The organism is Pseudomonas campi (assembly GCF_013200955.2).
Taxonomy (GTDB): domain Bacteria; phylum Pseudomonadota; class Gammaproteobacteria; order Pseudomonadales; family Pseudomonadaceae; genus Aquipseudomonas; species Aquipseudomonas campi.
This window is the reverse complement of record NZ_CP053697.2, coordinates 2,844,770-2,858,128: the sequence shown is the minus strand read 5'-3', so window position 1 is coordinate 2,858,128 and position 13,359 is coordinate 2,844,770. Positions and strand designations below refer to the sequence as shown.

Here is a 13,359-nt window from a genome sequence, read left to right as displayed (position 1 = left end):
CTCGGAGGGAAGGTAAGTGGGGAGTCGGCAACGCCCTGATGTAATAGAGGCTAGGGCTTGCATAAACGGGCCGCTATTATAGCCACCCAGGGTGTGCGCGGCGACAGCGTCGGCACGCTTTCACGCTAGCTATGACGCCCGCCATTGCGCCGCGTCACAGTAGTTCGTCGAGGTCTGTTCATGTCGCAGTTTCAGCTCGTCACCCGCTTCCAGCCGGCCGGCGACCAGCCGGAGGCCATTCGCCAGCTGGTCGAGGGGCTTGAGGCGGGTCTGTCGCACCAGACCCTGCTGGGCGTGACCGGTTCGGGCAAGACCTTCAGTATCGCCAACGTGATCGCCCAGCTCCAGCGGCCGACCCTGGTGCTGGCGCCGAACAAGACCCTGGCCGCGCAGCTCTACGGCGAGTTCAAGAGCTTTTTCCCGAACAACGCGGTGGAGTATTTCGTCTCCTATTACGACTACTACCAGCCCGAGGCCTACGTTCCTTCGTCCGATACCTTTATCGAGAAGGATGCCTCGATCAACGACCATATCGAGCAGATGCGCCTGTCGGCGACCAAGGCGCTGCTCGAGCGGCCCGACGCGATCATCGTCACCACCGTGTCGTGCATCTACGGCCTGGGTAGTCCCGAGAGCTACCTGAAGATGGTGTTGCACGTCGACCGGGGCGACAAACTGGACCAGCGCGCGCTGCTGCGGCGCCTGGCTGACCTGCAGTACACCCGTAACGACATGGATTTTGCCCGTGCCACCTTCCGTGTGCGCGGCGATGTCATCGATATCTTCCCGGCCGAATCCGATCTGGAGGCGATCCGCATCGAGCTGTTCGATGACGAGGTGGAAAGCATCTCGGCCTTCGATCCGCTGACCGGCGAGGTGATCCGCAAGCTGCCGCGCTTCACCTTCTACCCCAAGAGCCACTACGTCACCCCGCGGGAAACCCTGCTGGAGGCGGTGGAGCATATCAAAGTCGAGCTCAAGGAACGCCTGGACTACCTGCGCGCCAACAACAAGCTGGTCGAGGCGCAGCGCCTGGAGCAGCGCACTCGCTTCGACCTGGAGATGATCCTCGAGCTGGGCTACTGCAACGGCATCGAAAACTACTCGCGCTACCTGTCCGGGCGCGGTCCGGGCGAGCCGCCGCCGACCCTCTACGACTACCTGCCGGACCAGGCGCTGCTGGTGATCGACGAGTCCCACGTATCGGTGCCGCAGGTCGGGGCCATGTACAAGGGCGACCGTTCGCGCAAGGAAACCCTGGTCGAGTACGGCTTCCGCCTGCCGTCGGCATTGGACAACCGGCCCATGCGTTTCGAGGAGTGGGAGGCGGCCAGCCCGCAGACCATCTTCGTTTCCGCCACGCCGGGCAACTACGAAGCCGAACATGCCGGGCGGGTAGTCGAGCAGGTGGTGCGGCCGACCGGGCTGGTCGACCCGCAGATCGAGGTACGCCCGGCGCGCACCCAGGTCGACGACCTGCTCTCGGAAATCACCAAGCGCGTGGCGGTGGAGGAGCGCGTGCTGGTCACCACGCTGACCAAGCGCATGGCCGAAGACCTCACCGATTACCTCGCTGACCACGGGGTCAAGGTGCGCTACCTGCACTCGGACATCGATACGGTGGAGCGCGTGGAGATCATCCGCGACCTGCGCACCGGGGCGTTCGACGTGCTGGTGGGGATCAACCTGCTGCGCGAAGGCCTGGACATGCCCGAGGTGTCGCTGGTGGCGATTCTCGATGCGGACAAGGAAGGCTTCCTGCGCAGCGAGCGCTCGCTGATCCAGACCATCGGCCGCGCCGCGCGCAACCTCAATGGCCGGGCGATCCTCTACGCCGACCGCATGACCGGCTCGATGGAGCGCGCCATCGGCGAGACCGAGCGGCGGCGCAACAAGCAGATCGCCTTCAACGAAGCCAACGGCATCGTGCCCAAGGGTGTGAAGAAGGACATCCAGGACATCCTCGAAGGCGCCACCGTGCCCGGCTCACGCAGCAACAAGCGCAAGGGTATGGCCAAGGCGGCCGAGGAGAGTGCGCGCTACGAGGCCGAACTGCGCTCGCCGAGCGAGATCAGCAAACGCATTCGCCAGCTGGAAGAGAAGATGTACCAGTTGGCTCGCGACCTGGAGTTCGAGGCCGCCGCGCAGCTGCGCGACGAAATCCACAAGTTGCGCGAGCGTTTGTTGCAGGTGTAGCCCGGATGCAATCCGGGGCCGGGTTCCCGGATTGCATCCGGGCTACAGGGTCAGCGCCGACCAAAGATGATCAGTGACACCCCGCCCAGAGTCGCCAGGCAGGCCAGGCCGGCGGTCAGGCTGAGCTGTTCGCCGAGGATCAGGTAGCCGAGCAGCAAGGCCACCACCGGGTTGACGAAGGCGAAGGTCGACACCAGGCTCGGCCGTACTTCACGCAGCAGCCAGAAGTACGCCGGGTACACGCCCAGGCTGACCGGTAGCACCAGATAAGCCAGCCAGAGCCAACCGCTGCCGCTTAGCTGGTCTAGGTGCAGCGCCTGCCAGTCGCCGTCAAGCAGGCCCAGGCCGGCGAGGATCAGCGCGCCGATCAGCATCTGCAGGCTCAGCCCCAGCCAGCTGGAGCGGAACGGCGGGCGCTGGCGCATCCACCAGGCGCCGATAGCCCAGAGCAGGGTGGCGAGCAGCGTCAGGCCGCCGGAAAACCATTGCAGCAGACCCGTCTCGCTGCCCAGGCCATTGCCCATCAGTAGCACGATGCCGCCGCTGGCCAGAGCCAGGCCCAGCAGCACCCAGAACGGCGGGCGTTCACCGAGCAGCCACTCCAGGGCAACGCTCCACAGCGGCAGGCTGGTGTAGAGCATCGCCAGCAGGCCGGTGGGCAGGTGCTGGTTGGCGTAGATCAGTGCGCCCTGGCCGAAGGCGATCAGCAGCAGGCCGCCGATCAGGGCGCTGCCCCAGTTGCCCGGCTGCATCTGCGTTTCACCACGGCTGAGTGCCCAGAGCAGGGCCAGCACGCCGGCGCACAGGAAACGCAGGGTGCCGATGACGAAGGGCGGCAGCTCGCGCAGGAGGAAGTGGTTGGCCAGGTAAGTGGTGCCCCAGCCGATATAGATGACCAGGAAAGCGCTGATCAACAGCAGCGAGCGCGAGCGTGTGGCAGACATTACAAGAGCCTTGAACGACGACGCGCCACTTGTGGTGGCGCGTACGGGTTTTAGAACCTGTTTACGATCTTCTGAATTAGAGCCAGACAAGGCAAAAACGGCCGAGGAAGCGGAGTTTACGAGCTGTAAATGAGCATTCCGAGGCCGTTTTTAACGCGGTATGGCCGCGAGTCAGGAGATCGTCAACAGGTTCTTAGTGGGCAGCGCCGCCGGTGGTTCCCGGTGGCAGTGCGCGGGTCAGGAGTACGGCGATCATGCTGATGCCGAGCGCCAGGCCGACGAAATGGAAGGCGTCATTGTAGGCCATGATGCTGGCCTGCTGGTGGGCGATTTCGCTCAGTTTGGCCAGTGCCGCCTGTTCGCTGCCGAGCTTCTCGGTGAGCAATGCGAGGCGCTCGCTGACCTGCGGATTGCTCGGCACCAGCGACTCGCGCAGGTAGTCGAAATAGGTCTTGGCGCGGCTGTCGAGCAGGGTGGCGAGCAGAGCGATGCCGATGGCGCCACCGAGGTTGCGCAGGATGTTGAACAGGCTGGAGGCCGAGCCGGCATCCTGGGCCTGGATATAGGCGGTGGCGATCAGTGAGATGGTGACCATGATCATTGGCTGGCCGAGGGCGCGAATGATCTGGATATGGTTGAACTGTTCGCCGGCAAAGTCCGGATTGAGCACCCCGGAAGCGAAGCTGGAAAAACCGAACAGGCCGAACCCCAGGGCGCACAGCAGTTTGGGCGGAACCACCTTCATCAGCAGCGGCACCAGCGGGATGATCAGCAGCTGTGGCAGGCCCATCCACATGATCACTTCGCCAATCTGCAGGGCGCTGTAATTCTGGATCTGCGCCAGGTACAGCGGTAGCAGGTAGATCGAACCGTACAGGCCCAGACCCATACCCAGGCTGGCGACACTGGTCAGGCCGAAGTTGCGCTCGCGCAAAATGCGCAGGTTGATCAGCGGGTTGTCGCGGGAGAACTGCAGGATGACGAACAGGCACAGGCTGATCACGGCGATCGAGCCGAGGCCGACGATCAGGTTGGACTCCAGCCAGTCCTTGCGGTGACCTTCCTCGAGAAATACCTGCAGGCAGCCCAGGCCCAGACCCAGGGTGACGATGCCGCCGTAGTCGGTGCTTTTCAGCAGCTGCCAGTCCGGCGCCTTCTTCTCCAGGCCGTACATCAGTCCGGCGATCATCAACAGGCCCGGCGGGATGTTGATATAGAAGATGTATTCCCAGCCCCAGTTCTCCGTCAGCCAGCCGCCCAGAGTCGGGCCGATGGAGGGGGCGAAGGTGGCGGTGATAGCGAACAGCGCCATGCCCTTGGCGCGGTGGTGTTCCGGCAGCTTGATCAGGGTCAGGGTGAAGGCCAGCGGAATCAGCGCGCCGCCGGTGAAGCCCTGCAGGGCGCGAAACACGATCATGCTCTCCAGGTTCCAGGCCATCGAGCAGAGCAGGGACGAGGCGAGAAAACCCAGCGACACCCACACCGCCAGGCGCCGCGCCGAGAGCAGCTGCACCAGCCAGGCGGTGAGCGGGATCATGATGATTTCCGCGACCAGGTAGGAGGTGGAAATCCACGAGCCTTCCTCCAGGGTGGCCGACAGCGCGCCCTGGATGTCCTTCAGCGAGGAGTTGGTGATCTGGATATCCAGCACCGCCATGAAGGCGCCGAGCATGGCGCTCATCACTGCGATCCAGTCGCGTCGGCTGGGCTCGCCGACGGGGCGGATCAGTTCATCAGCCGCCATGGTGCTGAGCGCCGCGGATATCGACCTTGACCTCGACCGACATGCCCGGACGGATCTTGCCCTTGAGCGGGTTGTCCGCCGCAAAGGTCAGTTTCACCGGGATGCGCTGCACCACCTTGGTGAAGTTGCCGGTGGCGTTGTCTGGCGGCAGCAGGCTGAACTGCGCGCCGGAGGCGGCGAACAGGCTGTCGATATGCGCCTCGATCGGTGTGTCGGGGTAGGCGTCGAAGGTCAGCTCGGCCGTTTGCCCAGGCTGCATGCGGCCGATCTGGGTTTCCTTGAAGTTGGCCTGCACCCAGATGTCGTCGTTCGGCACGATCGACAGCAGGTAGGCGCCGGCCTGCACCACCTGGCCAGTGCGCGCTGAGCGCTGGCCGACGATGCCGCTGATGGGGGCATGGATCTGTGTGCGGGCCAGGTTCAGTTCGGCCTGGGCGATATCGGCGCGGGCGTTGGCGATCTGCGCCTCGAGACGCTTGATCTCGGCGCTCAGGGCGTCGACTTGCTGACGCTGGGCGCTCAGGTCGGCCTCGGCCTTGGCGACCTGGGAGAGGGCGACGCGGCTGTCAGCGGCCAGGGTGGTGACCCGCTCCTCGGAGACATAGCCGGGCTTGCGCAGGGTCTGCGCGCGCGACAGGTCGATCTGCGTGCGGCTGAGGGTGGCCTGGCTGGCGCCTACATCGGCGCGGCTGGCGGCAATCAGGCTGGCCTGCTGGGTCAGGCGGCTTTGCGCCTGGGCCAATTCGGCCTCGCGGGTGGCAAGGGTGGCGCGGGCGCGGTCGAGGGCCAGCTGGAAGTCGGCACTTTCCAGGGTGGCGAGTAGCTGTCCCTGTTCCACGTGCTGGTTGTCACTGACCAGCACCTGCTCGATGCGCGCACCGAGCTGGCTGGAGATGCGGGTGATCTCGCCCTGCACATAGGCGTTGTCGGTGTTCTCGTGAAAGCGTCCGATCAATAGCCAGTGACCAAACAGGGCCAGGACAATCAGGGTGAGGAGGGCAAGAAACACGGACAGGCGGCGTTGCAGTTTTGCGGACATGACAGGCGCTCAGACAGCTGGCGTAAGTGTAAGCAAATCTATCAGTGTTGCTTGCAGTGATGTAGCCGTTAGAATCTGCATGCTTTGTTGCTTATGGGGAACAATAATGGGGCTCGATGATGCCTTGATCTTCACCCGCGTGGTGGAGTGCCACAGTTTTACCCAGGCGGCGCAGATCCTGGGCATGCAGAAGTCCACGGTCAGCCGGCGCATCGCCCTGCTCGAGGAGCGCCTCGGCGTTCGCCTGCTTAACCGCACCACGCGCAAGCTGCGTCTGACTGAAGTGGGCCAGGCCTACTACGAGCGTTGCCGGCAGATCATGCTCGACTTCGCCGAGGCCGAGCAGGCGGTGATGCAGCTGCAGCAGGAACCGTCCGGGCTGCTGCGGATCACCGCGCCCATCGAGTTTGGTCAGCTGTTCCTCGGTGGTGTACTGGGGCGGTTCATGCGTCAGTACCCCCAGATCAGCGCCGAAGTGGAGCTGACTTCACGCGATGTCGACCCGGTCGAGGAGGGCGTCGATATTGCCATCCAGGTCGGTCAGCCGCATGACTCCACCCTGATTGCGCGCAAGCTGTTCGAGAGTGGTCGGCGCCTGTGCGCCAGCCCGGATTATCTGGCGCAGCACGGTACGCCACAGAGCATCGATGAGTTGAGCGGGCATCGGGCCATTCTCTTGCCGCAGGATTCGTCACGCTACTGGCCGCTGCTGGGTGAGCACATTGCCTGTCAGCGCGTGCTGTCCTGCAACAACATCACCCTGGCCCGCGAAGCCGCCGTCGCGGGTGCCGGGATTGCTGGTTTGCCGCTGATGATTTCTGAAGAGGCGGTGCAGAGTGGTCGTCTCATTGAGCTGTTGCCGGATGCCCGTCTGCCCGTTGGCGAGTTGTATGCGATCTATCCCTCGCGACGCTTCCAGGCAATGAAGGTCAAGACTTTCCTAGATTTCCTCATGGCCAGCCTGCCGCGCAGCAGTCTGCTGGAGCCGCCGGGGGCGGGCCTGTTAACATCGCGCCCCTGAGTTCTTTCCATCCGTTTCGCTTCATTGTTCCGAGACCCGCCATGACCAAAGTCCGCACCCGTATTGCGCCGTCGCCCACCGGTGATCCGCACGTCGGTACCGCCTACATCGCCCTGTTCAACCTGTGCTTCGCCCGTCAGCACGGCGGTGAGTTCATCCTGCGCATCGAGGACACCGACCAGCTGCGCTCGACCCGCGAGTCCGAACAGCAGATCTTCGACGCCCTGCGCTGGCTGGGCATCGAGTGGAACGAAGGCCCGGACGTTGGCGGCCCGCACGGCCCGTATCGGCAGAGCGAGCGTGGCGCGATCTACAAGAAGTACTCGGACGAACTGGTCAGCAAGGGCCACGCCTTCCCGTGCTTTTGCTCCGCCGAGCGCCTCGATCAGGTGCGCGCCGAGCAGATGGCGAAGAAGGAAACCCCGCGCTACGACGGCCACTGCATCCACCTCACCGCGGACGTGGCGCAGCAGCGCATCGCCGCTGGCGAATCGCACGTGGTGCGCATGAAGGTGCCGAGCGAAGGCGTCTGCGTGGTGCCGGACATGCTGCGTGGCGACGTGGAGATCCCATGGGATCGCATGGACATGCAGGTGCTGATGAAGGCCGATGGCCTGCCCACCTACTTCCTGGCCAACGTGGTCGACGACCACCTGATGGAAATCAGCCACGTCCTGCGTGGCGAGGAGTGGCTGCCGTCGGCGCCCAAGCTGATCAAGCTGTACGAGTACTTCGGCTGGGAGCAGCCCAAACTCTGCTACATGCCGCTGCTGCGCAATCCGGACAAGAGCAAGCTGTCCAAGCGCAAGAACCCGACCTGCATCACCTTCTACGAACGCATGGGCTACATGCCCGAGGCGCTGCTCAACTACCTGGGCCGCATGGGCTGGTCGATGCCGGACGAGCGCGAGAAATTCTCCCTGGCCGAGATGATCGAGCACTTCGACCTGTCGCGCGTGTCCCTCGGCGGGCCGATCTTCGACGTGGAAAAACTGTCCTGGCTCAACGGCCAGTGGCTGCGCGAGCTGCCGGTGGAAAATTTCGCCAAGCGCGTGCAGGACTGGGCGTTCAACTCCCAGTACCTGATGCAGATCGCCCCGCATGTGCAGGGGCGGGTGGAAACCTTCGGCGACATCGCGCCGCTGGCCAGCTTCTTCTTCAGTGGTGGCGTGCAGCTGGATGCCAAGCTGCTGGAGCACAAGAAGCTGTCGCCGGACCAGGTGCGCCAGGCCCTGCAGCTGCTGCTGTGGGAGCTGGAAGCCCTGCGCCAGTGGGACAAGGAGAAGATCACCGCGAGCATCCAGTTCGTCTGCGAAGGCCTTGGCCTCAAGCTGCGCGACCTGATGCCGCTGATCTTCCCGGCCATCACCGGCAAGGCCAGCTCGGTGTCGGTGCTGGACGCCATGGAGATCCTCGGCGCCGACTTGTCGCGCTTCCGCCTGCGTCAGGCCATCGAGCTGCTGGGCGGCGTCAGCAACGGTGAAAGCAAGGAGTGGAAGAAGCTGCTGGAAAGCTTTCGCTGAGCGGGATCGAGGGTAAGTGGCTGTTCTGTCGGCAAAAAAGTTTAAGGCCGAGAGAGAAATTGTGTTGACAGCCAGGGCCCTCGAACCTAATATGCGCCCCGTCGTTAAGACGGGGCTATAGCTCAGCTGGGAGAGCGCTTGCATGGCATGCAAGAGGTCAACGGTTCGATCCCGTTTAGCTCCACCAAATTGCCACCGAATGAATTCCAGCTCATTCGGCTGATTGAAGGATTTGTCCCCTTCGTCTAGTGGCCTAGGACACCGCCCTTTCACGGCGGTAACAGGGGTTCGAGTCCCCTAGGGGACGCCATTCAACGCAGTGCTTGCACTGCACGTCGAGAGACGCAAAATCCGGGGCTATAGCTCAGCTGGGAGAGCGCTTGCATGGCATGCAAGAGGTCGACGGTTCGATCCCGTCTAGCTCCACCAAACACTGACAGGCCAGCCTAAGGGCTGGCCTTGTTCTTCGAAGGTTTTGTCCCCTTCGTCTAGTGGCCTAGGACACCGCCCTTTCACGGCGGTAACAGGGGTTCGAGTCCCCTAGGGGACGCCATTTTTATTCCGCGTTTTGCGGGCTTGAAGGGTCATTCTTAGGAATGGCCCTTTTGTTTTTCTGCCTGCGGTAAATCCCTTCTTCCTTGAATCTCCTGCCGACCAATGGTCGCAATTGGCGCTTGCGCAAATTTATTATGAGCATAATATTTCAACCATAATATTTTTGGAGGCAGCCATGAGCGACAAGAAGGCCCAGACCCGCGAACGCATCCTCGCCGCCGCCACAGCCGCGCTGATCCAGCGTGGTCCGGCGGAGCCCAGTGTGGGCGAGGTAATGGGGGCGGCGGGGCTGACGGTGGGCGGTTTCTACGCGCACTTCGAGAGCAAGGATGCGCTGATGCTGGAAGCCTTCCGCCAATTGCTCGGCCGTCGTCGCAGTCTGCTCAAGCAGCTGGATAACGATCTTCCGGCGCAGGAACGCCGTGCCCTGGCGGCAGCCTTCTACCTGTCGCGCAAGCACCGCGACAGCCAGGACGATGGCTGCCCGCTGCCCAGCTCGCTGGGTGAGATAAGCCGCCTGCCGGACAGCTTTCGCGCCTGTCTGGCCGAGCACCTCGAGCTGATGGTGGCCGATCTGGCCGGCAGCCCCGATGAGGCCGACAAGGCGCTGGCCGATCTGGCGCTGATGGTCGGCGGCCTGGCGATTGCGCGGGCGCTGGGGGAAGGGGAGCTGTCTGACCGAGTTCTACGGGCCGCCAAGTCGGCGGTCATCTGACGATGCGCCCGACGTTATCGGGCTTGAGAGTGAGGAGAAGCGAAATGAGCAGCCTGAGCTGGGTTCGTGGCTTCAACGCCACTGTGGGTCGTTTGGCGCCTGAATTGGTTGCCAGCAAGATGCACCGAGCGTTCCTCACCCCGCGCGACTTGCCGCCGCGCGATTGGGAGCTGCCATTGCTGGCATCCGCCGAGCGCATCACCTTGCGCTTCGGCCTGTCTGCCCTGCGTTGGGGACAAGGGCCGGCGGTGCTGTTGATGCATGGTTGGGAAGGGCGGCCGACTCAGTTCGCCCACCTGATCCAGGTGCTGGTGCGTGCTGGTTATGGGGTGGTAGCGCTGGATGCTCCGGCCCATGGCCGCTCGCCAGGGCATGAGGCCAACGTGGTGCTGTTCGCCCGTGCTTTGCTGGAGGCCGCCAGCGAGTTGCCGCCGCTGAAGGCGGTGATTGGCCACTCCATGGGCGGTGCCAGTGCCCTGCTGGCCACTCAGTTAGGGCTGCGCACGGAAGCGCTGGTGACCATCTCGGCGCCGGCGCGGATCATCGGTGCCTTGCGCCGTTTTGCCCACTTCGTCGGGCTGCCCAAGCAGGCGCGGGCGCAGTTCGTGCACATGGTCGAGAGCAGTGCCGGCATGCCGGCGGCGCAACTGGATGCGGCGCGCTATCAGTTGGATTTCCCTGGTCTGGTGGTGCATGCCGCCGATGACCAGATGGTGCCCAGTACGGAGGCGCAGAGTATTCATGCCGCCTGGTCCGGTAGCCGCCTGCTGCACCTGCCCAGTGGCGGTCACAGCAAGTTGCTGGCCGACCCGCAGCTGGCCGAGGCGGTGCTGGAGCTGCTCGGCAGCGCCGATCTGTCCGCCGCGGCCTCGCGTCGCGCGGTCACCGGTGTGGGGCATCGGCCGGCACTGGCTTCTTGAGTGGGGTTAAACCTGACGGCGGACTCTGTCCGTCGTCAGGTCGCGCTGCTTGGGTACGTGGCTAACTTGTCGCATGATGCAGGCCTGTCCGTAGCCTTGCAGCGCAGTATGAAACCAGCCGTTTTTCTCGAATTTGCCGACCGTCAGCGTTGTGCCCGCCAGCTGGCCAGCGATCTGGCGCAGGTGCTGAATCAGACCCTCGCCCAGCAGGCGCGTGCCGGCTTGCTGTTGCCGGGTGGCAGCAGTCCGCAGGTGCTGTTGCCGCACTTGGCCGCGCAGGCGCTGGACTGGGCGCGTATCGACCTGTCGCCGACCGATGAACGCTGGGTGGCGAGCGATGATCCGCACAGCAACTACCGCCTGTTGCATGCCGCCTTGCCCCAGGCGAATTGCCTGGATCCGCGCCAGGGCGATAGCCCGCAACGGGCGGCCAGCCAATGGCAGGCGCAGTTGGCGGTCTGGCTGCCGTTTGCCGCGGTGCTGCTGGGCATGGGCGAGGATGGCCATTTCGCCTCCTTGTTTCCGGGCATGCTGGATCTGCAAGCGGCGCTTGATCCGCTGGCTGTGCCCGCGGCATTGCCGGCCCAGGCTCCGGTTGAACCCTGCCAGCGCCTGTCGCTCAACCTGAACATGCTCTGTCAGACGGGCTGGCTGGGGCTGTTGGCCTTCGGCGCAGCCAAGCGCAGCTTGATCGAGGAGGCGCTGGCCGGCAGCACGCAGCTGCCGGTGCAGGCATTGCTAGATAATGGTCACGTGCCCGTGAAGATCTACTGGGCGCCCTGAGCGTCCACTGGTCACGGGCGAAAATGCCTCTGGCTCGGGAGGCCCCGAGCGGGTGCTAAGCCGTTACACTCAGGACTTAGCCGAGTCAAAAGCGAATACCCTGATGCTCAACCCCGTTGTCGAACAGGTTACCGCCGCGCTGGAACAGCGCTCTGCCGCGCGCCGTGCACGCTACCTGGCGCGTCTGGACGAGGCCTTGCAGCGCCCGCCGCGCCAGGCTCTGAGTTGCTCCAACCTGGCCCATGCCCTGGCTGCGCAGGACAGCGATGCGCGGCTGATCATGAAGCAGGGCGGTTCGGCGCATATCGCCATCGTTTCCAGCTACAACGACCTGCTCTCCGCCCATGCGCCGCTGCGTGACTACCCCGAGCGCCTCAAGCAGGCCCTGGCCCGGCAGGGTGCCACCGCGCAGTTCGCCGCCGGGGTGCCGGCCATGTGCGATGGCATCACCCAGGGCGAGGCGGGCATGCAGCTGTCGCTGTTCTCCCGCGACCTGATCGCCCAGGCCACGGCCATCGGCCTGTGCCATGGCATCTTCGACGGCGTCCTGTATCTCGGGGTGTGCGACAAGATCGTTCCTGGGCTGCTGATCGGCGCTCTGCAGTTCGGCCATCTACCGGCCGTGTTCGTCCCGGCCGGGCCCATGCACTCCGGGCTGGCCAACAAGGACAAGGCCGCCGTGCGCCAGCGCTATGTGCGCGGCGAGGTCAGCCGCGACGAGTTGCTGACTGCCGAACTGGCCGCCTATCACGAGGCCGGCACCTGTACCTTCTATGGCACGGCCAACACCAACCAGCTGCTGATGGAGGCCATGGGCCTGCATGTGCCCGGCAGCGCCTTCGTCCACCCCTATACGCCGCTGCGCGATGCGCTCAACGACGAGGCGGCGCGCCTGGTCGCGCGCAACAGTGCCAAGGGTGAGCGCTTCCTGCCCGTAGGCCGACAGATCGATGCGCGGGCGCTGGTCAATGCGGTGATTGCCCTGCTGGCCAGTGGTGGTTCGACCAACCATGGTTTGCACCTGCCGGCCATCGCTCGCGCCGCCGGTTACGAGCTGATCTGGGAAGACTTCGCTGCGCTGTCGCCGGTGGTGCCGCTGCTGGCGCGGGTCTACCCCAATGGCGCGGCCGACGTGAACCAGTTCCAGGCCGCCGGTGGGCCGGCCTGGCTGATCCGCGAGCTGCTCGCCGCCGGGCTGCTGCACGGCGACGTGGCCACCGTGGCCGGCACTGATCTGGCCGACTACGCTCGCGAGCCCTGGCTGGATCAGGGCCGCCTGGCCTGGCGCGAATTGCCGGCGCAGAGCCCGGCACTGGATATCGTCCGTCCCGTGGCCGAACCCTTCAGTCGCGAGGGGGGCTTCAGCCTGCTCGCCGGCAATCTCGGTCGCGCCATGCTCAAGACCTCGGCGGTCGAGCCGGACCATTGGCGGGTGCGCGCACTGGCACGGGTGTTCGATAGCGAAGCCGCGGTGCAGGCCGCCTACCAGGCCGGCGAACTGACCGGCGACCTGGTGCTGGTGGTGCGCTTTCAGGGGCCGCGGGCCAACGGCATGCCCGAGTTGCACAAGCTGATGCCGCTGCTGGCCAACCTGCAGGCGGCCGGGCAGCGGGTGGCGCTGGTCACCGATGGGCGCCTGTCGGGTGCCTCGGGGCAGGTGCCGGCGGCGCTGCATGTAACCCCCGAGGCGGCGGCCGGCGGCGCCTTGGCACGCCTGCAGGACGGCGATCTGCTCGAAGTGGATGCACCGGCCGGTGTGCTGCGCGTCGAGTTGCCGCCGTCACAACTGGCAGCGCGCCCGCTGGCCGAGGTGCCGCCTGGGCTGGCGGCCGGTTTCGGTCTCGAGCTGTTCGCCAGCCAGCGCCGCCTGGTCGGCCCGGCTGATCGTGGTGCAAGTATTTTCGATGAAGGGGACTGAC

The 13,359-nt window shown here is 64.8% G+C and carries 10 protein-coding genes and 4 tRNA genes; 11 read left to right on the top strand and 3 right to left on the bottom strand.

Annotation, left to right across the window (positions count from 1 at the left end; all coding sequences use genetic code 11):
• Positions 1-180: 180 nt before the first annotated feature.
• On the top strand, positions 181-2,196 hold the full coding sequence (gene uvrB / locus HNE05_RS13285) for an excinuclease ABC subunit UvrB (RefSeq protein ID WP_173208085.1): 2,016 nt from the start codon (positions 181-183) through the stop codon (positions 2,194-2,196).
• A gap of 50 nt (positions 2,197-2,246) precedes the next feature.
• Here uvrB and HNE05_RS13280 read toward each other — a convergent pair whose 3' ends face one another.
• The 3 genes from HNE05_RS13280 to HNE05_RS13270 form a co-directional block, all read right to left on the bottom strand.
• A complete protein-coding gene (locus HNE05_RS13280) occupies positions 2,247-3,140 on the bottom strand; it encodes an EamA family transporter (RefSeq protein ID WP_173208081.1) in 894 nt (297 codons plus the stop codon).
• Positions 3,141-3,333: 193 nt separating this feature from the next.
• The gene (locus tag HNE05_RS13275; protein ID WP_420826967.1) at positions 3,334-4,884 is read right to left on the bottom strand and encodes an MDR family MFS transporter; all 1,551 of its coding nucleotides are present in this window, start codon (positions 4,882-4,884) and stop codon (positions 3,334-3,336) included.
• The gene (locus HNE05_RS13270; RefSeq protein ID WP_173208078.1) at positions 4,874-5,923 is read right to left on the bottom strand and encodes an HlyD family secretion protein; all 1,050 of its coding nucleotides are present in this window, start codon (positions 5,921-5,923) and stop codon (positions 4,874-4,876) included. Before HNE05_RS13270 ends, HNE05_RS13275 begins: the two co-directional genes overlap by 11 nt.
• Positions 5,924-6,029: 106 nt before the next feature.
• Between HNE05_RS13270 and HNE05_RS13265 the strand changes: the two genes are divergently transcribed.
• From HNE05_RS13265 to edd, 10 genes are all read left to right on the top strand, one after another.
• The gene (locus HNE05_RS13265) at positions 6,030-6,944 is read left to right on the top strand and encodes a LysR family transcriptional regulator (protein ID WP_173208075.1); all 915 of its coding nucleotides are present in this window, start codon (positions 6,030-6,032) and stop codon (positions 6,942-6,944) included.
• A 41-nt stretch (positions 6,945-6,985) separates the two neighbouring features.
• The gene (gene gltX / locus HNE05_RS13260) at positions 6,986-8,467 is read left to right on the top strand and encodes a glutamate--tRNA ligase (RefSeq protein WP_173208072.1); all 1,482 of its coding nucleotides are present in this window, start codon (positions 6,986-6,988) and stop codon (positions 8,465-8,467) included.
• Positions 8,468-8,578: 111 nt separating this feature from the next.
• Positions 8,579-8,654 (top strand) — tRNA-Ala (locus HNE05_RS13255).
• A 47-nt stretch (positions 8,655-8,701) separates the two neighbouring features.
• A tRNA-Glu gene (locus tag HNE05_RS13250) sits at positions 8,702-8,777 on the top strand.
• Positions 8,778-8,820: 43 nt separating this feature from the next.
• Positions 8,821-8,896: transfer RNA gene (locus HNE05_RS13245), tRNA-Ala, on the top strand.
• Positions 8,897-8,944: 48 nt separating this feature from the next.
• Positions 8,945-9,020, top strand: a tRNA-Glu gene (locus HNE05_RS13240).
• A 177-nt stretch (positions 9,021-9,197) separates the two neighbouring features.
• Complete coding sequence (locus HNE05_RS13235) at positions 9,198-9,737, top strand: TetR/AcrR family transcriptional regulator (protein ID WP_173208069.1); 540 nt, start codon at positions 9,198-9,200, stop codon at positions 9,735-9,737.
• A gap of 44 nt (positions 9,738-9,781) precedes the next feature.
• Complete coding sequence (locus HNE05_RS13230; protein ID WP_173208066.1) at positions 9,782-10,657, top strand: alpha/beta fold hydrolase; 876 nt, start codon at positions 9,782-9,784, stop codon at positions 10,655-10,657.
• A gap of 108 nt (positions 10,658-10,765) precedes the next feature.
• Positions 10,766-11,440 (top strand): 6-phosphogluconolactonase, encoded by a 675-nt coding sequence (gene pgl / locus HNE05_RS13225; RefSeq protein ID WP_173208063.1) that lies wholly within the window; start codon positions 10,766-10,768, stop codon positions 11,438-11,440.
• Between the two features lie 103 nt (positions 11,441-11,543).
• Positions 11,544-13,358, top strand: coding sequence for a phosphogluconate dehydratase (gene edd, locus HNE05_RS13220; protein ID WP_173208060.1), 1,815 nt, complete (start codon positions 11,544-11,546; stop codon positions 13,356-13,358).
• Position 13,359: the final 1 nt, after the last annotated feature.

Excerpts from the sequence above, each read along its gene's own strand:
- uvrB (WP_173208085.1), top strand. The coding sequence starts at position 181 with ATGTCGCAGTTTCAGCTCGTCACCCGCTTCCAGCCGGCCGGCGACCAG.
- HNE05_RS13280 (WP_173208081.1), bottom strand. The coding sequence starts at position 3,140 with ATGTCTGCCACACGCTCGCGCTCGCTGCTGTTGATCAGCGCTTTCCTG.
- HNE05_RS13275 (WP_420826967.1), bottom strand. The coding sequence starts at position 4,884 with ATGGCGGCTGATGAACTGATCCGCCCCGTCGGCGAGCCCAGCCGACGC.
- HNE05_RS13270 (WP_173208078.1), bottom strand. The coding sequence starts at position 5,923 with ATGTCCGCAAAACTGCAACGCCGCCTGTCCGTGTTTCTTGCCCTCCTC.
- HNE05_RS13265 (WP_173208075.1), top strand. The coding sequence starts at position 6,030 with ATGGGGCTCGATGATGCCTTGATCTTCACCCGCGTGGTGGAGTGCCAC.
- gltX (WP_173208072.1), top strand. The coding sequence starts at position 6,986 with ATGACCAAAGTCCGCACCCGTATTGCGCCGTCGCCCACCGGTGATCCG.
- HNE05_RS13235 (WP_173208069.1), top strand. The coding sequence starts at position 9,198 with ATGAGCGACAAGAAGGCCCAGACCCGCGAACGCATCCTCGCCGCCGCC.
- HNE05_RS13230 (WP_173208066.1), top strand. The coding sequence starts at position 9,782 with ATGAGCAGCCTGAGCTGGGTTCGTGGCTTCAACGCCACTGTGGGTCGT.
- pgl (WP_173208063.1), top strand. The coding sequence starts at position 10,766 with ATGAAACCAGCCGTTTTTCTCGAATTTGCCGACCGTCAGCGTTGTGCC.
- edd (WP_173208060.1), top strand. The coding sequence starts at position 11,544 with ATGCTCAACCCCGTTGTCGAACAGGTTACCGCCGCGCTGGAACAGCGC.